Origin of the sequence: Stutzerimonas stutzeri (genome assembly GCF_024448935.1) — a bacterium.
Lineage (GTDB): Bacteria > Pseudomonadota > Gammaproteobacteria > Pseudomonadales > Pseudomonadaceae > Stutzerimonas > Stutzerimonas stutzeri_AO.
This window is the reverse complement of record NZ_JAMOIE010000032.1, coordinates 25814-45601: the sequence shown is the minus strand read 5'-3', so window position 1 is coordinate 45601 and position 19788 is coordinate 25814. Positions and strand designations below refer to the sequence as shown.

Annotated in this window: 15 protein-coding genes and 1 pseudogene; 5 read left to right on the top strand and 11 right to left on the bottom strand. The window is 58.8% G+C overall.

Features of this window, described 5'->3' with window-relative positions:
* The first annotated feature begins 96 nt into the window (after positions 1-96).
* The 3 genes and pseudogenes from NA637_RS11355 to NA637_RS11345 form a co-directional block, all read left to right on the top strand.
* On the top strand, positions 97-357 hold the full coding sequence (locus NA637_RS11355) for a type II toxin-antitoxin system Phd/YefM family antitoxin (protein ID WP_256072340.1): 261 nt from the start codon (positions 97-99) through the stop codon (positions 355-357).
* Positions 354-743 carry a type II toxin-antitoxin system VapC family toxin gene (locus NA637_RS11350; protein ID WP_256072339.1) on the top strand — a complete coding sequence of 130 codons (390 nt, stop codon included), beginning with the start codon at positions 354-356 and terminating at the stop codon, positions 741-743. Before NA637_RS11355 ends, NA637_RS11350 begins: the two co-directional genes overlap by 4 nt.
* An 85-nt stretch (positions 744-828) precedes the next feature.
* Positions 829-1021: pseudogene (locus tag NA637_RS11345) on the top strand (tyrosine-type recombinase/integrase); the annotation flags it as partial.
* 14 nt (positions 1022-1035) lie between these two features.
* Here the strand turns inward: NA637_RS11345 and NA637_RS11340 are convergent.
* From NA637_RS11340 to NA637_RS11305, 8 genes are all read right to left on the bottom strand, one after another.
* A complete protein-coding gene (locus tag NA637_RS11340; protein ID WP_256072338.1) occupies positions 1036-4137 on the bottom strand; it encodes a type I restriction endonuclease subunit R in 3102 nt (1033 codons plus the stop codon).
* Between the two features lie 78 nt (positions 4138-4215).
* Positions 4216-5214 (bottom strand): Fic family protein, encoded by a 999-nt coding sequence (locus NA637_RS11335; RefSeq protein ID WP_256072337.1) that lies wholly within the window; start codon positions 5212-5214, stop codon positions 4216-4218.
* A 288-nt stretch (positions 5215-5502) separates the two neighbouring features.
* Positions 5503-5889, bottom strand: coding sequence for a type II toxin-antitoxin system death-on-curing family toxin (locus NA637_RS11330; protein WP_256072336.1), 387 nt, complete (start codon positions 5887-5889; stop codon positions 5503-5505).
* A gap of 4 nt (positions 5890-5893) precedes the next feature.
* Positions 5894-6916 (bottom strand): DNA-binding protein, encoded by a 1023-nt coding sequence (locus NA637_RS11325; RefSeq protein ID WP_256072335.1) that lies wholly within the window; start codon positions 6914-6916, stop codon positions 5894-5896.
* Positions 6913-8178, bottom strand: a complete 1266-nt coding sequence (locus tag NA637_RS11320; RefSeq protein WP_256072334.1) for a restriction endonuclease subunit S — start codon at positions 8176-8178, stop codon at positions 6913-6915. The genes NA637_RS11325 and NA637_RS11320 overlap by 4 nt, the downstream gene beginning before the upstream one ends.
* Positions 8179-8215: 37 nt before the next feature.
* Complete coding sequence (locus NA637_RS11315) at positions 8216-10144, bottom strand: type I restriction-modification system subunit M (RefSeq protein WP_256072333.1); 1929 nt, start codon at positions 10142-10144, stop codon at positions 8216-8218.
* A 1005-nt stretch (positions 10145-11149) separates the two neighbouring features.
* The gene (gene vapC / locus NA637_RS11310; protein ID WP_256072332.1) at positions 11150-11584 is read right to left on the bottom strand and encodes a type II toxin-antitoxin system VapC family toxin; all 435 of its coding nucleotides are present in this window, start codon (positions 11582-11584) and stop codon (positions 11150-11152) included.
* Positions 11545-11880, bottom strand: coding sequence for a type II toxin-antitoxin system VapB family antitoxin (locus tag NA637_RS11305; RefSeq protein ID WP_256072331.1), 336 nt, complete (start codon positions 11878-11880; stop codon positions 11545-11547). Before NA637_RS11305 ends, vapC begins: the two co-directional genes overlap by 40 nt.
* Here NA637_RS11305 and NA637_RS11300 point away from each other — a divergent pair, their 5' ends adjacent.
* A complete protein-coding gene (locus NA637_RS11300; protein WP_256072330.1) occupies positions 11881-13023 on the top strand; it encodes an IS91 family transposase in 1143 nt (380 codons plus the stop codon).
* Positions 13024-13038: 15 nt separating this feature from the next.
* Positions 13039-13473, top strand: coding sequence for a GFA family protein (locus NA637_RS11295; protein ID WP_256072329.1), 435 nt, complete (start codon positions 13039-13041; stop codon positions 13471-13473).
* Positions 13474-14208: 735 nt separating this feature from the next.
* Here the strand turns inward: NA637_RS11295 and NA637_RS11290 are convergent.
* From NA637_RS11290 to fadD2, 3 genes are all read right to left on the bottom strand, one after another.
* On the bottom strand, positions 14209-15894 hold the full coding sequence (locus NA637_RS11290; RefSeq protein WP_256072328.1) for a methyl-accepting chemotaxis protein: 1686 nt from the start codon (positions 15892-15894) through the stop codon (positions 14209-14211).
* A gap of 297 nt (positions 15895-16191) precedes the next feature.
* Complete coding sequence (fadD1, locus tag NA637_RS11285; RefSeq protein ID WP_256072327.1) at positions 16192-17880, bottom strand: long-chain-fatty-acid--CoA ligase FadD1; 1689 nt, start codon at positions 17878-17880, stop codon at positions 16192-16194.
* A gap of 212 nt (positions 17881-18092) precedes the next feature.
* On the bottom strand, positions 18093-19781 hold the full coding sequence (fadD2, locus tag NA637_RS11280; RefSeq protein WP_256072326.1) for a long-chain-fatty-acid--CoA ligase FadD2: 1689 nt from the start codon (positions 19779-19781) through the stop codon (positions 18093-18095).
* Positions 19782-19788 lie beyond the last annotated feature (7 nt).

Here is a 19788-nt window from a genome sequence, read left to right as displayed (position 1 = left end):
CGGCCATAACAGCCCGCAGCTGTCGAACCTCGACAGTTGCCCCATCGCCCCAGCAAGAATAGACTAAGCAGGTTAGCTAACCTGAGGTGACTAGCAATGAAATCTGAAAGCGATCTCGGCAATGCGCCTAAAACCGTCAACATCCACGATGCCAAAACTCACCTGTCCCAGCTCATCCTCGAGGCGAGCCAAGGCAACCCGTTCATAATCGCCAAGGCTGGCAAGCCTATGGTCCGTGTTGTCGCAGTCGATCATGAAGCCAAACCGCGATTGGGCATGCTTAGCGGTGCCTTTGCGGTACCAGACGATATCGATGCGCCTTTTCGAGACGAAATCGAAGCGATGTTTGGCGTATGAAGCTGCTGCTGGACACTCACATCCTGCTCTGGGCCTGCGCGGCCCCATCATCTCTCCCACGAGAGGCTGTGGAGATGATCGAGGATCGCGCCAATGAGCTGTTCTTCAGCGCCGCTAGCATCTGGGAAATCGGCATTAAAAACGCAATGGGCAAAGCCAGCTTTCAGTTCGATCCAGGAGTGCTAAGAAGGGCTCTTCTGGACGGCGACTACACGGAACTGACCATGACCAGCCAACACGCCATTGCGGCCGCGGCCTTGCCTCTTCTTCACAGCGACCCATTTGACCGGATGCTCATCGGACAAGCAGCTACGGAAGGCTTCATCCTCGTAACCAGTGATCACGCTATAGCGAAGTACTCAGGGCCAACCAAACACGTCGGTTGAATGCGCCGGCCCACGAATACCCTGTTGTAACGGGATGAGTAATGACCATACAAGCCGTTATTTTTGATGCTTTCGGGACACTATAGATGTACGAATTGGTTTGCAGCTGTTGAGCATGCTTGCCTGCCGCCCATCCGAGCTACGCGAGGCTCGTTGGGACGAATTTGACCTGAATGCAGGGCTTTGGCTAATCCCGGCGGCAAGGCGGCAAGGCGGCAAGAATGAAGCGCCGGCGCGAGCACTTGGTTCCGCTGCCAACTCAAGCAGTTCAGCTCCTTGCAACCGACCCACCCTACGCCCAACCCGCACATAGCATCTCAGCCTGCTCCAAAATCAGCTGTGCAGCCCCTTCCTGCTGATCTGGCGGATATTTGTATTTCCGTAGGATGCGTTTGACCATCAGCCGCAGCTTGGCACGCACGCTGTCGCGGTTGTTCCAGTCCACCGTCACGTTCTGCCGCAGACTTGCGGTCAGCTCGTGGGCGATCTTGGCGAGGATCTCGTCGCCCAGCTCGCGCACCGAGGCCTCGTTGTTGGCCAAGGCATCATAGAAGGCCAGTTCGTCATCATTCAGCCCGAGCTCATCGCCACGCTTGCTGGCGGCGGCGAACTTCTTGGCCATCTCGATCAGCTCTTCGATGACCTGAGCGGTTTCGATGGAGCGGTTCTGGTAGCGCTTGATCACGTTATCCAGCAGTTCGGAGAATTTCTTCTCCTGGGCCAGGTTGCTGGCGAACTTGCTCTTGATCTCGCCTTCCAGCAGCCGCTCCAGCAGCTCCACCGCCAGGTTCCTTTCCGGCAGGTTGCGCACCTCGGCGAGGAATTCATCATCCAGCAGGCCGATGTTGGGCTTGTCCAGGCCCACCGCTTCGAACACATCCACCACCTCGCCGGAGACCACGGCATTGCCGATGATCTGGCGGATGGCCAGCTCGCGTTCCTCGTCGGTCTTCTTCCTGGCACTGATCTCGCGCTTGGTCAGCAGCACCTTGATGGCCTGCAGAAAGGCCACTTCCTCGCGCACCGCCTTGGCTTCATCCAGCGTGCAGCACAGCGTGAACGCCTTGCTCATCGCCAGGGCGTTGTCGGCGAAGCGCTTCTTGCCATCCTCCAGACCCAGCACATGGTTCGCCGCACCGGCCAGCAGCTTGTGCCCACCGGTCAAGTAATCGCTGTAATCGAAGCCATGCAGCAGGCCGCGCAGCACGTCGAGCTTTTCCTCCAGCACCGCATAGGCTTCGTGGGCATCCACGGTTGGCCGGCCGCGTCCCTTGCTGGCGGTGTACTCCTTGAGTGCCGCCTTCAGTTCGTTGGCGATGCCGATATAATCCACCACCAGGCCGCCCTGCTTGTCCTTGAACACCCGGTTCACCCGGGCGATGGCCTGCATCAGGTTGTGGCCCTTCATGGGCTTGTCCACATACAGGGTATGCACGCAGGGGGCATCGAAGCCGGTCAGCCACATGTCGCGCACGATGACCAGCTGCAGTGGGTCCTTCGGGTCCTTGAAGCGCTTTTCCAAGCGTTTCTTCACCTGGCCGGGATAGATATGCGGGCGCAACAACGCCTTGTCCGAGGCACTGCCGGTCATCACCACCTTGATCGCACCCTGCTCCGGATCTTCGTCATGCCAGTCGGGCCGCAGCGCGACGATCTCGTTGTATAGGTGCACGCAGATCTCGCGACTCATGGCCACGATCATCGCCTTGCCGCTCTGCGCCTGGTTGCGCTCCTCGAAGTGCGCCACTAGATCCGCCGCCACGCTTTTGATCCGCGGCTCCGCCCCCACCACCTTTTCCAGCGCCGCCCAGCGCGACTTCAGACGCGCTTGCTGGTCTCCTTCCTCGTCTTCGGCCAGCTCATCGACTTCATCGTCGATATGCGTCAGCTCGCTGTCCTTGAGTGACAGCTTGGCCAGGCGCGACTCGTAGTAGATGGCCACCGTGGCGCCATCCTCCTTGGCCTGCTGCATGTCGTAGACGTGGATGTAGTCACCGAACACCGCCCGGGTGTCACGGTCTTCGCTGGATACCGGCGTGCCGGTAAAGGCCACGAAGGTGGCGTTCGGCAAGGCATCACGCAGGTGCTGGGCATAGCCGACCTGGTAACGCGCACTGGCCTCGGCCACATGCAGATTGGGCGCCTTCAGCGCGGCACCGAAACCATACTGGGTGCGATGCGCCTCGTCGGCGATCACCACGATGTTCGAGCGGGTCGAGAGCACCGGAAAGCTGTCCTCGTCCGCGCCCGGCATGAACTTCTGAATGGTGGCGAAGACGATGCCACCACTGGGACGGTTGCCCAGCTTCTCGCGCAAGTTGCCACGGGTATCGGCCTGTACCGGCTGTTCACGCAGCAAATCCTGAGACAGCGAGAACACCCCGAACAACTGGCCGTCCAGGTCGTTGCGGTCGGTGATCACTACGATGGTCGGGTTTTCCATCGCTGCTTCCTGTATCACCCGCGCGGCGAAACAGGTCATGGTGATGCTCTTGCCCGAGCCCTGGGTGTGCCAGACCACCCCGCCCTTGTGCGTGCCGCCGGGGCGCGAAGCACTCACCACTTGCTGGATGGCCGCACGTACCGCGTGAAACTGGTGATAACCGGCAATCTTCTTCACCAGCCGACCGTCATCCTCGAACAGAACGAAATAGCGCAGGTAATCGAGCAACAAGGCAGGCTGCAACACGCCGCGCATCAAGGTTTCCAGCTCGTTGAACTCGCCCAGCGGATCGACCGAGACGCCATCGATGGTGCGCCAGCGTGAGAAGCGCTCAATATCCGCCGACAGCGAGCCCATACGTGCCTCGCTGCCATCGGTAATCACCAGGATCTCGTTGTAGTGAAAGACGTCCGGAATCACCTCTTTGTAGGTCTGGACCTGATTGAACGCCTTGCTCAGGTCGGCGTTTACATCAGCCGGGTTCTTAAGCTCCAGCAACACCAAGGGCAAGCCGTTGATGAACAATATGATGTCCGGCCGGCAGGTACGCTTCGGCCCCTGAATACTGAATTGGTTGACCGCCAGCCAGTCGTTGGCGCCGATGTTTGCCCAGTCAATCAGGCGGACAAAGTCGCCGCGTGTGTCGGCGTCCCGCTGGTACTGCACCGGCACGCCGCCAACCAGCAGGCGATGGAACAGGCGATTGGCCGACAACTGCACCGGCACACCCAGATCGACTACCTGCTTGATTGCATCCTCGCGTGCAGCCAGCGGCACCTGGGGATTGAGCTTGGCGATGGCGGCGCGCAGGCGTTCCGTCAGCACGACCTGGCGATAACTCTCGCGCTGAGGGTCGCTGCCGTCATGGGCGATATCCGGCCCGTAAAGGTGCGTGTAGCCCAGTTCGCTCAGCCATTCGAGTGCTTCTTTTTCAAGCTGGTCTTCGGTCATTACTGCTCAATCCTTGATCCGTCGATTCCATCGACATGACGACAAAACATGTTCAAAAAAACTCGGTAAATCGACGGGTTACTCGGTCTGACCGGCCGGCATCACCTGCCAGTAACCCCCATTGGCCGGCCCCACGCGGCGCAGGCGGTTTTCAGACTGCAACTTGCGCAAACTTCGCTCAACCGAGCGCTCGGTGACGCCGGTCAGTGCGGCCAGTTCAGGAATGGTGATGTCGGGCCGTGCAGCAATGGCCTGCAGAATTTTCCCCGACGTTTTTACCGACTTTTTCCCCGACGTTATTTCTGTTTCTCGCGCCTTCTCCTCCAGCGCTTCGCCGAGCGCCTGCTGCAGTGCCTCCAGCATGAACTCCACGAAAGGCGTGGCCTCGGCGACCTGGTCGGCGGCGGACAGGGCGGCGTAATAAGCAGCCTGACGGTCGCGGATTACGCTTTCCGCCGGCAGCCAGGCCAGCACCGGGCGCCAGCGGCTGAGAATTAGCGTTTGCCACAAGCGGCCCATGCGACCGTTGCCATCGGCGAACGGGTGGATGAATTCGAATTCGTAATGGAACACACAACTGGCCAACAACGGGTGAACGTCAGTGGCGGCCAGCCAGCCGAGCAGATCGTCGACCAGTTGCGCCACGCGGCTGGCCGGTGGCGCCATGTGCATGAGTCGTTCCCCCCGATAAATGCCGACCCCGCCGCGACGAAAGTGGCCGGCGTCATCGATCAGACTATGCAGCAACCGGCCGTGGGCGGCCAGCAGATCGGCCCGGCTGGCAGCGTTCCAGCCGGGCATGGCTTCGTAGGCGGCGAACGCGTTGCGCACTTCCTGGATCTCACGGGGCAGCCCGAGCACACGCTTGCCGTCGAGCACGGCGGTGACCTGTTCGACGCTCAGGGTGTTGTTCTCGATGGCCAGCGACGCCTGAATGCTGCGGATGCGGTTGCCCCGGCGCAATTGCGGGGTCAGCGCTGCTTCCTCCCGCGCCGTCAGCCGGCCGACCTGCTCGGCGATTTCGGCGACCAGGGCGAGCATGTTTGGAGTGAGGGTCAGCGGCGGCTGGTAGCGCATACGTTCAGCTCCGGCGTAAAAAAAGACTTAACCCTGTGCACTCGCATTCAGGCTCCCAGACTTTCCAGCAGTTCAAGCTTGAGATCCTCTGGGAAGTCATCATCCTGAATCAGGGAAATAACCAACCGCTGCAGCAATTCTTTATACGGGGTGGGCGGTTTGCTCCTCCATCCCCCACATCTTGTGGTCACCAGTCATAGTCATGGGTCACTTGCGCTTCCGTCACAGGCCCGGTGACAACGGCTTGTTCGAGCAGTCGGCGGAATACGAGGCCGCGGCTGGCCACCACTACATATTGTAGGAGGAGGAGCAAACCGCCCACCCCGTTTCTTTATTAATCTTCCCCTCGGCCACTGCAACTACAATGTTTTCCATCTGAAAAACAAACTGCGGCACGCAATAGTCGTATCCATTCAAGCTCAGGAAATAAGCTCCCAACGTCAGGCTCGACCTCTTGTTACCGTCGCTGAAGGCGTGAAACTTGTTAATGCCAAAGATCAAATGCGTCAGCTTGGCGTAGAAAGTGGGGTAATAGTCATCGTTCTGGATGTGCTGCAAAACGCTTTCCAGTTGCCCCAGATCCTTCAGCCCCGGCAAGCCACCCGAATGCTCAATAATCCAGTCATGCACATCAACGGCATGCCGGGCATCGAAGTAAAGCGTCAGGTCGGCCATGGCCTCAACGATCCTTCAGCCGCTTGAGCACGGCCAGCAGCTTCGGGTCTGAAAGGCGCTCTTCCAGCGCCTCGCTGCGCTCTCCTAGGAAACGGTCGAAATCAGCTTCCGGCACTGCCTGAACATAGGCCTCCAGCTTCTGATGCAGCGCTTCGCGGAAGCCCAAATCGCGGCTGGCCATGCGGGTTCGGGCGTCATCTATCGAGGGCTTTAGATAGGGGCTGGCAGCGGCCTCGGCTAGCAACTGGTCGACTTCTGCGGGCTTGAGCTTGCGGCCCAATTTCTGCGCCTGCTGTTGAATGCTGACGGCCAAGCCGCTTTCAAAGCTGGCCAAGGTCTTCAGCACTTCGGCATACATCGTGTCGCGTGTGCTGTCGCCATCCGCCAAGCGCAGCACCTGCTTGTACTCACGGGCGTTTTCGCAAAAGATCGCCTTGTAGATCTTGTCCGTGTAAACCGCGTACTTGTGGTTGCCCATCTCGACATAGTCGCGCAAGGCATTGGTGAACTGCTTGCGGTAGCTATCCTCCATGAAAGCCGAAGGAAGGTAGTCCTGGTCACGCTGGTTGATGAAGCGAGTATGCCCGCCTGTGCGCTCTGCCACCACATCCAGCACGATGTCCAGCATGCGGCTACGAATGGCCTTGGCCCTCTCACTCTCAGTCACCAGCATGGCGATATTCAGCACCGCCCGGAACGTGAATACGCCCAGAGCGGGCACTTTGGCGCCGATCAAGTCGACGACACTGATGTCGTCGACTTTAGCTAACTTCATGTTTTTTAAGGCCTTTCCTTTTACAACTTGGTAGCCATTCTGCTTGAGTTCGGCTTCGTGGCTGGCCAGGTAACGGTCGATGGTGCGTTCATCCACGTCCAGCAGTTCGGCCACGTGTGATTTGAAAAAGACCACTTCTCCATCAATACACAGGCCGCCCAGAGCCAGATGCTCCTCCAGCTTGCTCAAGGCATAGCGGTTGTTGAGAACGTTGCTGCGCGCCACCGCCGAGATCGTCAGGTCTTTGCTCATGCCAAGGCGTCCTCCAATTGTTCTTGGGCTTCCGGCAGGCGCAGTTGGCCGGAGATCAGGCGGGGCAAGAGGGTGTCTCGGAGTTGGGTGAGGGTTTGGGCTAGCTCTCTGTTCGCCTTAACACGTTCCCATACAGCCTTACCGAACTGCTCAAAGGCTTCTGCAAGATCACTTGATGGCATGATAACTTTGTACTGACCAAGTTCAGCTTTGGAAAACCCCGACTGAACGGCCTTAGAACTCACGCCCTGTAAATATCTATAAAAAGAGGAGTCACTAACCATTTGGAAAGCATATTCCCGCCCGACCTGGACAGGGCATAGTTTCATCAAAGCCACGTTGTAAGAGCCACTCAGGCCTCGACAGACACGACCAAGGGAATCCTTCGCCTTGTCTCCACTAGCGGAGCCATAGCGTCCAATAAGAACGTCGTCTTCCGTGACCTTTTTTAGCTTTCCAGTGTCCGGAATATAGGTTTTGTGGGCATCGGTCGAGAAATCTCGGATCTGTAATAACCGGACATAACCATCTCTAGGCTCATCGATGAATGTTGCCGCCGGTGGTTGAGCCCCGCCTTGCAGATCGCAAGCATCAAGGAACGGAACAACCCCCCACCCCTTCGGCACCAACCCCAGCTCAGACTCTTCGAAGCTATCGGGGAACAGGGCGGCAGTGGGGGCGTCCATGCCTTCCGGCTGGCGGCCTTCGGCCTTGGCGCGCACGGGGTCGAAATCGACGAACCAGGATTTGAACAGTGCCTGAGCGATGGCTTCCAGGGTGGCGTTGGTTTCGCGTAGCAGGGTGATGCGGTCGTCGATACTACCCAAAATCGATATCACCTGATCTTGAGCAAATAAGCTTGGCGTAGCGACCAACATTTTCTTAGCCGCACCAACATTGAAGTGTTGCTGAACCGCACCAACCAGATGAGAAGAAATGTGGTGGGAAGCAGCTGAATTAATCCAATAACAAAGAAATCGTGGCCGAATTTCAGCCCCGCAACGTGCAATAACTAAGTCAGAGCAGTTGGCATCATTCAGCCACTCAGGAATGACTGCGCATGTGCCCGGCTTCCCCGTCCGAACGATGACGACATCGCCAGGACGCAATGCTGACTTTTTGATGCGCTGGTGAAACTCGGCGCTGACGAACTTCAAATCGCTAGTGTTGATACCAAAAGGGTCGACGTTCAAAGACCGCAAAAATGGAACACCATTGTCGACGTACTCCGAAGCCATTGAACCTACAAACCCGACAGTCACTTCTGTAGCTATATCCTCAAGAGGTTTTAGCGGCCACTCAGACCTCATACCCCAGCCCCCCCAGCTTCTGCCGGATCAACTGATCGAGTTCTGCGCCCTTCTGCATCTGCTCGCCGAGCTGCTGGGTGAGCCGCTGCATCTTCTCGGCAAAGGCTTCGTCGTCGTCCTCCACTTCCTCTGCACCGACATAGCGACCCGGCGTGAGTACATGGCCGTGCTCGGCGATTTCCGCCAGTTTGACGCTGCGGCAGAAGCCGGGAATGTCGGTGTAATCGCCGATCGCACCCCCCTTATCCAGCGGCTCGCCGCGCCAGTCAGCTACAGTTTGCGCGATGCGTTCGATATCGGCCTCAAGCAGCTCGATCTGCACACGGCTGACGCTGGTGCCGAGTTTGCGCGCGTCGATGAACAGCACTTCGCCGGGGCGGGCGGTTTTCTGTCTAGCGAGAAACCACAGGCAGGCGGGAATCTGCGTGTTGAAGAACAGCTGACCTGGCAGCGCGACCATCACGTCCACCACATCGGCCTCGACCATGGCCTTGCGGATGTCGCCTTCGCTGTTCTGGCCGGAGCTCATGGAGCCGTTGGCCAACACGATGCCGGCGCGGCCGTTGGGTTTGAGGTGATAGAGCATGTGTTGCAGCCAGGCGTAGTTGGCGTTGCCTTGCGGTGGCGTGCCGTAGACCCAGCGCGGGTCGCCTTCCAGGCTGCCGTGCCACCAGTCGCTGACGTTGAATGGCGGGTTGGCCAGTACGAAGTCGGCGCGCAGGTCTGAATGCTGGTTGCGGATAAAGGTATCCGCCGGCTCCTTGCCCAAATTGAAGTCGATGCCGCGAATGGCCAGGTTCATTGCCGCCAGGCGCCAGGTGGTGGGGTTGGATTCCTGGCCGTAGATGGACACGTCGCCCAGCTTGCCGCCGTGGGCTTCAATGAATTTCTCCGACTGCACGAACATGCCGCCACTGCCGCAACACGGGTCATACACCTTGCCGTGGTGCGGGTTGAGCACCGCTACCAGGGTTTTGACGATGCTGGCCGGCGTATAGAACTGCTCGCCCTTCTTGCCTTCGGCGCTGGCGAACTGGCCGAGGAAGTACTCGTAGACCTGGCCGAGCAGGTCGCGGGCCTTGTTGGCGTCGTCGCCAAAGCCGATGGTGGAGATCAGGTCCACCAGCTCGCCGAGTTTGCCGTCCGGCAATTGGGCGCGGGCGTAGCGTTTGTCGAGGATGTTCTTCAGCTTGGGGTTTTCCGCCTCGATGGCGGCCAGGGCGTCGTCGATTTTCTTGCCGATATCCACCTGTTTGGCGGCGGCACGGATGAACTCCCAACGCGCCACCTCCGGTACCCAGAACGCGTTGACCTCGCGGTAGTAGTCGCGGTCCTCCAGTTCGGCAGCGAGCAGTTCGCCATCTTTTCCAAGAGCATCGTCGCCCAGGTAGTAGTCGTCGTTCTCGTCGGCAAACTTGGCTTCCAGCTCGGCGCGGCGGCCGGCGAAGCTATCGGAGATGTACTTGAGAAAGATCAGCCCGAGCACGATGTGCTTGTACTCGGCGGCGTCCATATTGGCGCGCAGCTTGTCGGCGGTGGCCCAGAGGGTTTTCTCCATCGCCGCCAGGCTGGTGGCGGGCTGCAGTTTGACGGGTTTGGTCTTGCTTGCGGCTTGCACCAGATAATTGGCCGGCACTTCAGATACACCGGGCTCGCGACGTTCACGCGCGTTGCTCAGCGCCTGGTCCGCAAGGCTGATGCCAGTGGCCGAAACACGGGATACGGAACCGCCGCGCCCACGACCTTTGAGCAATACGCCCTGCGCTATCAGCTCATCACGAGCGGCGCGAAACTGTTCGTCACTCAATTCGGCGAACTGGCCTTGCAGACGCGAAAGCAGCGTTTGATTGCCGATGCTGCTGCCATCGGCGGGAACGGCCGCAAGCAATGCGTGCGACAACGTGGCCAAATCTGTCATGCGTAACTCCTCGTGCGCCTCCATCCTGTGGAAGCGCCGGTAAATAAACTGTGACGCGGCTTTGAGCGGACGATGCGCAGTAAGCGAAGGGATGGCGTGTAAGTCTGCACTGGCTGAACGCGTACGAGCGGAGGGCCATCCCTGGATCTACAGGCCTGCCGTGCTTTGATGCCGCCACCTTATCCATTGCCTTTGCATGGGTAAAGCTGACAATCAATCTTGCCGAGCTTACCTGCCAGGCACGCTGCACAGGGGACCAGAAAACCCACGGCCAGCGCTTCAGGTCCCGATCTAGGCTAGCGCCTGTATGGGGGGCGCAGAGCGGTTTCTATGCTGTGTATATGAACAGGTAAACTTTCAGGGCTTAGCTTGGAATGCCGAACACTGCGCGCGCTGTACCGCGGGCACCTTCAATGATACTGCACGCGCTGACCGGACAAGCCAAGAACACCACAATGCCCTCAATTGCCCCTGACAGGGTTGGGGGCTTAAGTTGATGACATTGGGCAGAAGTCATCCCCTACCAAACACTTGTTGCCAGCATCCTTCATAAATATGTGGAAGGTCGCTTGCACGAGGATCGATAGCTAACCAGGCCATGCACCTGATGCCAAAACCTCCGCTTCGCCCTGGTTTTGTCACCGGAGATGGCAAGCGTTATGCCCCACTGGACCAAGATCATCCGGGGTCATTCCTTCGGCCGGTCCGCGTCACGTGTCGGGTCGCTTCGTTCAGTAGTCAATGGGCTCGGCCAGCGCATCGCGACGTTCGCAGCATGACTTGGCTGGTTCACAGAACCTGTCGCATCACTCGGTTCTCGAGCGCCGGTGGCTTCGGTGACGTCCAAGACTTCAGGCATTGCGGCAACCGGATCGTGGTGCAGTGTGTCGGCCAAGGGGTCAGGCTGCGGGCGGCCGGGGGAAAAGCGTGATGGTTCACGGCCAGCTGTGGCATAACGAATTCGCTCAAGCCGACGCCGTTTCGCGGCTCGGCTTAGCTCGGGCGCTATGTGTGAGCCGCGTCGCGCAGCCCGAGGTGTTCCACAAACGGTCGGAAGTCCTTGTCGGAGAAAAGCAGAGGAAGCTTATGCTCAATGCAGAACGAAGCGATAATCACGTCGGCAGTTTTTCTGATGATGACGCCTTTCTTGCGCAGTTTCCGAAAGTTCTCCGCACTCCTTATCGCCATCTCCTTTCCGAGCAGTTCAAAGATCGTGAACTCTTCCAGCAAGTCTCTAGCGGTCTTGTAGTCTTTGTCGTGTCTAAATCCCTGAAGCACTTCCGTGAATATCAAATCCCCTATCGCGACAGCGCGATTGCCAAGCGTCTCATCAAGAAAGTCAGCTTCCCGGGAACCGTTTCCGCTAAAGTAGTCAATCCAGACGCTGGAATCCACGAGGATCACTGCGTATATCTCATATCGTCGAGATCCCCAGTCCATTCCAGCTTTCCTCTAAACCGCTTGATCCCTTCTTGTTTTTTCAATTTGATCAACGTCTTGAGGCCTAGCTCTACGGCTTCTCTCTTGGTTTTAAGCCCTGTCGCCTTGAGAGCGTCGTCCATCAGGTTGTCGTCAATTTCAATATTGGTTCGCATTGTTTTCAGCCTCATGGAAAGCGCCAATGTGTATAGATGACAGTATAGATACACATCAAACCGCGTCAACCGGGACGGGTTTTCCGCTGGCGCTCCAATCCCGCCCGTTACGCGGGCGTTATATTTCTTGGCGTCAACCATGTGACTTCTGAACAAACGCTTAAGGTCCGCCAAGGGTTGCTGCATACCGGGCAACAGAACCTAGGCCGCCATCTGCATGTACATGCCCTAGTGGCCGGCGGAGCCTTGACGGCGGAGGGACAGTGGCGCACTCCCACACGCGGTTTCCTGTTTCCCGTCAAGGCGCTCTCCAAGGTGTTCCGCGGGCGCCTCATGGACGGCCTGAAGCAAACCTTGACCGAACGGGATACCGTCGAATGGCGACAGGTGAAGACACGCTGCTACCAGCGTGAGTGGGTGGTCTACGCCAAGCAGCCCTTGGGCGGGCCGGCGCAGGTGCTGGACTATCTGGGCCGCTACACCCATCGGGTGGCGATCTCGAACGAGCGCATCGTCGCCATCGATCAGGGCGAGGCGGCATTGCGAGTGCGGGTCAACGACACCTCCGGCAAACGGCGCATCCTGCGTCTGCCGGGCAGCGAGTTTATCGAGCGCTTCCTCACCCATGTGCTGCCCAAAGGCTTCAAGCGCATCCGTCACTATGGGCTACTGGGGCCGGCGCACAAGGCGGCGCAACTGGCCGCCGCGCGAACGGCGCTGCAGACACCGGCTCCCCAAGCTGCGGTAGTCGAATCGGTCACAGCCTTCCTGCACCGGGTGGCCCGGCTGGAATGGTTATGCTCCCCGCCTGTCGCGCAGGACAGATGCGTATCATCGAGGTGCTGCCCGCCAGGACAAGCCGACCACCCTTGCGGGGGCCACCATGATCAAGGCGTTTCCCGCTCACGCTGCCACTGCGACGACAGTCAATGCCACCGCCGGGAACCCATGCGCCATAACGCCGACGAGGACGTCGATTTCCACCTTTCAGTCCACCCGCCGGCAGGGTTTACGGCTGGTCGACTCACTCATTTGCGGGCCAGCATCCATCCACGACTGCCATCGTCAGCCCGCGCATCCGCACAACACCCAACAAGGCCTTACAGTTCCCAAATCCATCCGTCAGCAGTAGGCGGTTCAGTTCAACAAAGTTTATCTGCCGCCCTGCACATCGTGAGCTACGCTGGCTTGGCGGGGGCGGCAGATAAACGCTGTTCGTTGGGCGCCTATAATAAAAGGTGCGAAGTCTATAGTTATCAAATAGCGTACGACCATGGCAACTGACTCAGGAGGTACAAAATGACCGACAAACAGACGTATAAAGGGAGCTGCTTCTGCGGCGCAATTCGATTATCCGTGACCGGCGAGCCGGCCGCCATGGGCTATTGTCATTGTGAGTCGTGTCGCCACTGGTCAGCGGGGCCAGTAAATGCCTTTACACTCTGGAAGCCCGAGGCCGTAAAAATTACCCAAGGTGCCGACAAAATCGGGACATACAACAAGACGCCAAACAGTTATCGGAAATGGTGCAAAATCTGCGGCGGTCACATACTAACCGAGCATCCAAACATGGGCCTGATTGATGTATACGCGGCGGTGATTCCGGATTTCCCCTACCAACCGGGTGTTCATGTCCATTACCAGGAGGCGTTCCTAAGGATAAAGGATGGATTGCCTAAGCTGAAAAATGTCCCGGAGGAAATGGGCGGCACGGGCGAAAGCATCGCAGAGTAGCCTCAGTTCGCTCGATGATGTAGCGGCCAACGAATCGTTGGAGAGGGACTTTTACTACTCAGGCTGCGCCTGCTTCGCAAAAGCCCCTCAGCTCAGGCGTTAGGCCTAGTAGAAAACCAACCATGACCGAAGAAGAGTCGCTCCACGCCGCCATCTACGAAGACGTAGAACTGCACTGGTACGACTCCCCTTGGCCTCAGTTGTTTGAAGTCGAGCGAGATCGCCTCGTATCTCTATTCCCAGGCACCATGGCATCAAGGCCGACTCGCCGAAGTTTACCAGCCGTGCAGGACGCTCTCAGCAGGCGGGTTGTCCGAGACCTGCGCTAACGGAGCCTGGACGACCGACGGGGGTGATGATCGGAATGCAGGCCTACCCTGGGCATGATTCGCCTTCGCTAGCTGAAACCTAACCCACCCAGGAAGCTTAACCACTGCCAGTCTCTCCCCATCTATTTGCTGAGTTACTAAAAGGAGGCGCTTTATACCCGGAATGAACAATTTGCTCCGATCCGTTAAGTTAGGAGCAAGCTTCAACCGTCTAGGCAAGCACAGGAATGCGACCATGCCGTAGAGCGGACGGGGCCATAGGGTCCTATGGCCCGGGTTGCGTCGCTTCGGTGCGCATCGTTGCGCCAGACGGCATCACCGATGGTCGGCTTGATGGGAACCCGACCGAAACCCCGCCGGGAGCCCTCGACAGGGCGGGCATTGCGCCCGCCTCGTCGATGATGGCTCAGATACGGAACTGCCCGACCAGGCGTTGCAGATTCTCGGCCAGGCCATTGAGTTCCCGGGAGGTCTGAGCGCCTTCGGCGGCCTCCTGCGCCACGCTGTCAACCGCATCGGCGATGTGATGAACGCTGCGGTTGATTTCTTCGGCGACCGCGGTCTGCTCCTCGGCTGCGCTGGCGATCTGGGCGTTCATAGAGTTTATGGTGCCGATCAGCGCGGCAATCGCATCCAGCGATTCGCCCGCCTGGTTGGACTGGACCCGAGTGCTTTCGCCCTGCTGCCCGGCACGGCCCATGCCTGTGACCGTCATTGCCGTGGTGTTCTGTAGGCGGTCAACCATGCCCTGAATTTCTACCGTACTCTGCTGGGTACGGCTGGCGAGCGCTCGCACCTCGTCAGCGACCACTGCGAACCCGCGGCCGGCTTCGCCGGCGCGTGCCGCTTCGATGGCGGCGTTGAGCGCCAGCAGGTTGGTCTGCTCCGCGACCGCCCGAATCACGTCAAGTACGCCTACGATGCCTTCCACATCTTTCTGCAGCCCGCCCAGCGATTCGCCGCTGTTACGCAGCTCGCCGACCAGATCGTGGATCTGCTGAATGCTGCCGTCCACGATTCGCTTGGCGCCCTGGCCCCGCTGATCCGCTTCCTGAGCGGCTTCGGCGGCGCGCTGTGCGCTCATCGCCACTTCCTGGGCAGCGGCCGACATCTCGTTGATCGCGGTCGCCACCTGATCGGTTTCATGACGCTGCGCTGCCATCGCCTGCTCGGAACGCTGCGCCTGGCTGGCGACGCTGGCAACCAGCGTAGTCAGCTGACCGGTAGTCTTCGAAACCTGTTGAACCAGGCCGTGAATCTTATCGACGAAGCGATTGAACGAGGAAGCCAGATCGCCCAGTTCGTCCTGGCTGGTAACCGGCAGGCGGTGGGTCAGATCGCCCTCACCGGAAGCCATGTCATCGAGCTTGGCCTTTATCAGCATGAGTGGTCGTAGCAGCGTGCGGCTCATGGCAGTCGCCAGCAGGGCAATCAACACCAACAACCCGAGGGCGGAGCCCACCATGACAACCAACAGTTCGTCGATATCGTCCTGAAACGATTCCCGAGCTGCCTGTACATCGCGCTCTACCCCGTCCAGGTTGAGAGACGTACCAAAGACCATTTTCCATTTCGGCAAATGCTCGGCATAACCGATCTTCGGGACTAGTGTCGTGCTGCTACCCAGCACAAAAGTGTAATCGACGTAACGGCTACCATCCATCCCGGCCCGAACGAGCTCACGAATGGCGTACTTGCCGCTGGGGTCACGATAATCGTAGAAGCTCTGCCCAATCTTGTCCTTGGTGTTGCCCTGCAGGACCCGCACGCTTTGTTCGTCGTAGCCCCAAAAATAGCCGTCCTTGCCGTAGGAGAGCGTTTCCAGAATGGCCACGGCACGGTCTCGTGCATCTGGGTCGTCCGAGGCGGAGCTGTCGTAGATGGGGGCAATCATCTTCCGAGCAAGCTGCACGTAGTTTTCCAGTTCCGCGCGGCGGTCCCGAACGAGATTTTCACGTGTCTCTGCCTCCTGCTTGGCCGCCAATTCCTGCAGCGTGAGCACGGAGATGCCGCTGAGAAGTATGGCCAGCAAGAGGATTGGACCTAACACGAGGATGAGAAGCTTCGTTTGCAGACGTAATCTGGAGAGCATTAGCTGGACCCTGAGCAGAACTTAAAGGCGGCGAAGGCGCCTGTTTTACGGCGCCAACTTATCGCACCAGCACCATCAAGGTTATCGACTAGCGAACGCCATAATTGAGGTCTGCTAGGCAAATCGACCCGCACCAGATGACGTCAGGTCTGACAGGCCGTTGAAAAACGTAGGCGAGGCAGGCAAGACAAGGCGAAAAGGACCGAGTAAGCGGACCGGACTCGCGACCGAGTTTACGGTTGTATGAGCATTCCGAGGGGCTCCCCGCCGAAGCGGGGCTCTCACTGGCCTGAACCGTTACTTCTGGCCGAGCTTCCTCAGCTCTTCGTCACGCAATTCGCGGCGCAGGATCTTGCCCACGTTGGTGGCTGGCAAGCTGTCGCGGAACTCGACGGTCTTGGGCCGCTTGTAGCCCGTGACGTTGTCATGCATGTGCTGCATGACCTGCTCCTTGGTCAGGCTCTCGCCCGGCTTGACCACTACGAACAGCTTGATCGCCTCGCCGGATCTTTCATCCGGAATGCCTATCGCCGCGCACTGCAACACACCCGGCAGGGTGGCGAGTACGTCTTCCAGCTCGTTGGGATAAACGTTGAAGCCGGACACCAGAATCATGTCCTTCTTCCGGTCGACGATGCGCATGTAGCCGTCGTCCTGGATGATGCCGATGTCGCCGGTCTTCAACCAACCGTCAGCATCCAGGATTTCATCAGTGGCATCCTGGCGCTGCCAATATCCCTTCATCACCTGAGGACCCTTGACGCAGAGTTCGCCGATTGCGCCGAGCGGAAGGTCGTTGCCTTCATCATCGATGACCTTGCACTGGGTCGACGGCATGGGGATACCGATCGTACCGATCTGGATACCGCCAAACGGGTTGACCGAGACCACCGGGCTGGTCTCGGTCATGCCGAAGCCTTCGCAGATCTCGCAGCCAGTTACTTGCTGCCAGCGCTCGGCTGCCGCCAGTTGCAAAGCCATGCCACCGGAGAAGGTGGCTTTCAGTGAAGAGAAATCCAGCTTGCGGAAGTCTTCGTTGTTGCACAGCGCCACAAACAAAGTGTTGAGACCAACAAAGCCGGTGAAACGGTACTTGCCGAGATCCTTGACGAAGGTCGGCAGGTCGCGCGGATTAGTGATCAGCACGTTGTGCGCGCCGATCAGCATCATGGTCATACAGTGAAAGGTGAAGGCATAGATATGATAGAGCGGCAGCGGCGCAACCATGGTTTCGCAACCATTAGCCAACTCGGAGCCCATCAGCGCGCGGCACTGCAACATGTTGGCGACGATGTTGCGGTGGGTCAGCATCGCTCCCTTGGCTACGCCTGTAGTACCCCCGGTGTATTGCAGGACCGCCACGTCATCCCTGGCCGGATTGGCTTCGCGCGGCGCCTTGCCGCGCCCCAGCGCCATGGCATCGGTGAACTTGACCGCCTTGGGCAAGTTGTAAGCCGGCACCATCTTCTTCACATGCTTGACCACAGCATTGACCAGCATACGTTTGACCGGCGGCAGCATGTCGCCAACTTCGGTCACCACCACGTGGTGGATGCCGGTTTTCGGCAGCACTTGTTCTGCCAGGTGGGCCATATTGGCCAGGCAGACCAGGGCCTTGGCGCCGGAATCATTGAACTGATGTTCCATCTCCCGCGCCGTGTAGAGCGGGTTGGTATTAACCACGATAAGACCCGCGCGCATGGCGCCGAACACGACGATGGGGTACTGGATAAGGTTGGGCAGCTGGACCGCGATGCGATCGCCCGGCTGCAGATCGGTGTTCTGCTGGAGATAGGCTGCGAACTCACCGGACAGTTTGTACAGCTCACCGTAGGTCAGGGTCTTGCCGAGGTTGCTGAAGGCCGGCTTGTCTGCGAACTGCTCACAGGACTGTTTGAGCACAGCCTGAATGTTCTGGTACTCATCGGGATTGATCTCGCTCTTGACCCCGACAGGATACTTATCCTTCCAGAAGTTATCGGTCATGAAACCCCACTCCTAAGCGACAGCTTTACTGCATATAGCAGCTGTTTTGTTGTGTTTTGTTAATTTTTGTACGGAAGTTCCCGCCAAAAACCGGACTGGAGGTTAGCAGTTCTGGAACTGGCCGAACAGTGTCCGGCCAGCTCAAAAGGGACACAAAGTGACCGAGCCGGATTGGCCGGTCACTTCCAGAGCGTCATCAGGCGTTGCTCGGTTCAAGCCTGATCGCGTAATTCCCGGCGAAGAATCTTGCCCACCGGTGTCATCGGAAGCGAATCTCGGAAGACCACGTGCCGTGGCACCTTGTAGCCCGTGAAGTTTTCCCCGCAATACGCCTTCAGCTCATCGACGGTCAGGCTGGCGTCGCTGCGCACAGCGAACAACTTCACGGCTTCACCGGACTTCTCGTCGGGCACGCCGATCGCTGCGCAGGCAGCCACCTTCGGGTGCGCCATGACTACGTCCTCGATCTCGTTGGGGTAGACGTTGAAGCCGGACACGATTATCAGATCCTTCTTGCGATCAACGATGCGGACGAAGCCATCGGCATCAATCACCGCGACATCACCGGTTTTAAGCCACCCTTCGACATCCAGCACCTCGGCAGTGGCGTCGGGGCGCTGCCAGTAACCCTTCATAACCTGCGGACCTTTGACGCAGAGTTCACCGCGTTCGCCGAGGGGGAGCTCGCGGCCGTCATCGTCGATCACTTTCAACGTCGTGCCCGGCACCGGCAGGCCGACGGTTCCCAGACGTGAATGTTCACCATGCGGATTGGCGCAGACCACCGGTGAAGTTTCGGTCAAGCCATAGCCTTCGGTCACAGTGACGCCGGTCATGCCCTTCCAGCGCTCGGCTACCGCGGAAACCAGCGCCGTGCCGCCTGAGTTGGTGCCTTTGAGCGAGGCGAAGTTGATTTTCTTGAATTCAGGATGCGACATGAGCGCGACGAACAACGTATTCAGTCCGAGGAAGGCCGTGAACTCCCACTTCTGCAGCTCCTTGACGAAACCATCAATGTCGCGAGGATTGGTGATCAACACATTATGGTTGCCGGTCACCATCATGCACATGCAGTTAACCGTGAAGGCGTAGATGTGGTACAGCGGCAGCGGCGCGATCATGATTTCCTGCCCTTCCTTGATGATCGTGTGCCCTTGCTCGTCCAGCTGCTGCATGTTGGCGTGAACCTGCTGCATGTTCGCCACCAGGTTGCCATGGGTCAGCATGGCGCCTTTGGCCACCCCAGTCGTGCCGCCGGTGTATTGCAGGACTGCAATATCGTCCAGCGTCTGCGCAACCGGCTTGAGGCCATGCCGCCCGCCATCACGCAGCACCTGCTTGAACGACACGGACTGCGGCAGGCTGTAAGCCGGCACCATCTTCTTCACATGCTTGACGGCGGCATTGACCAACAGCCCCTTGAGCGACGGCAGCATGTCGCCGATACGCGCCTCGATGAGGACCTCGATACCGGTGTCGGGTACAACCTCCTGCACGAGCTTCCCGAAGGTATTCAGGTACACCAGTGCCCGCGCGCCGGAATCCTTGAACTGCTGGCGCATCTCCCGCGCGGTATACAGCGGGTTGGTATTGACCACGATAAGCCCGGCGCGCAACGCACCGAACACAGCGATGGGGTATTGCAACAGGTTGGGCATCTGCACTGCGATGCGGTCACCGGGCTGCAGGTCGGTGTGATTTTGTAGCCAGCCCGCGAAAGCCGCCGAGTAACGTTCCAGGTCCGCATAGGTCAGCGTCACACCCATATTGCTGAAAGCGGGACGGTCTGCGTGAGTCTTGCAGGAGCGCTCGAATACTTCCACCACCGAGCGAAAGCCGCCCAGGCCCACGTCGTTGGGCACACCAGCGGGGCGTTTGTCGTTCCAGAAGTCAGGTTGCATTGTTATT

Coding starts and splice junctions, on each gene's coding strand:
- NA637_RS11355 (WP_256072340.1), top strand. CDS start 97: ATGAAATCTGAAAGCGATCTCGGCAATGCGCCTAAAACCGTCAACATC.
- NA637_RS11350 (WP_256072339.1), top strand. CDS start 354: ATGAAGCTGCTGCTGGACACTCACATCCTGCTCTGGGCCTGCGCGGCC.
- NA637_RS11340 (WP_256072338.1), bottom strand. CDS start 4,137: ATGACCGAAGACCAGCTTGAAAAAGAAGCACTCGAATGGCTGAGCGAA.
- NA637_RS11335 (WP_256072337.1), bottom strand. CDS start 5,214: ATGCGCTACCAGCCGCCGCTGACCCTCACTCCAAACATGCTCGCCCTG.
- NA637_RS11330 (WP_256072336.1), bottom strand. CDS start 5,889: ATGGCCGACCTGACGCTTTACTTCGATGCCCGGCATGCCGTTGATGTG.
- NA637_RS11325 (WP_256072335.1), bottom strand. CDS start 6,916: ATGAGCAAAGACCTGACGATCTCGGCGGTGGCGCGCAGCAACGTTCTC.
- NA637_RS11315 (WP_256072333.1), bottom strand. CDS start 10,144: ATGACAGATTTGGCCACGTTGTCGCACGCATTGCTTGCGGCCGTTCCC.
- vapC (WP_256072332.1), bottom strand. CDS start 11,584: ATGGACTGGGGATCTCGACGATATGAGATATACGCAGTGATCCTCGTG.
- NA637_RS11305 (WP_256072331.1), bottom strand. CDS start 11,880: ATGGTTGACGCCAAGAAATATAACGCCCGCGTAACGGGCGGGATTGGA.
- NA637_RS11295 (WP_256072329.1), top strand. CDS start 13,039: ATGACCGACAAACAGACGTATAAAGGGAGCTGCTTCTGCGGCGCAATT.
- NA637_RS11290 (WP_256072328.1), bottom strand. CDS start 15,894: ATGCTCTCCAGATTACGTCTGCAAACGAAGCTTCTCATCCTCGTGTTA.
- fadD1 (WP_256072327.1), bottom strand. CDS start 17,880: ATGACCGATAACTTCTGGAAGGATAAGTATCCTGTCGGGGTCAAGAGC.
- fadD2 (WP_256072326.1), bottom strand. CDS start 19,781: ATGCAACCTGACTTCTGGAACGACAAACGCCCCGCTGGTGTGCCCAAC.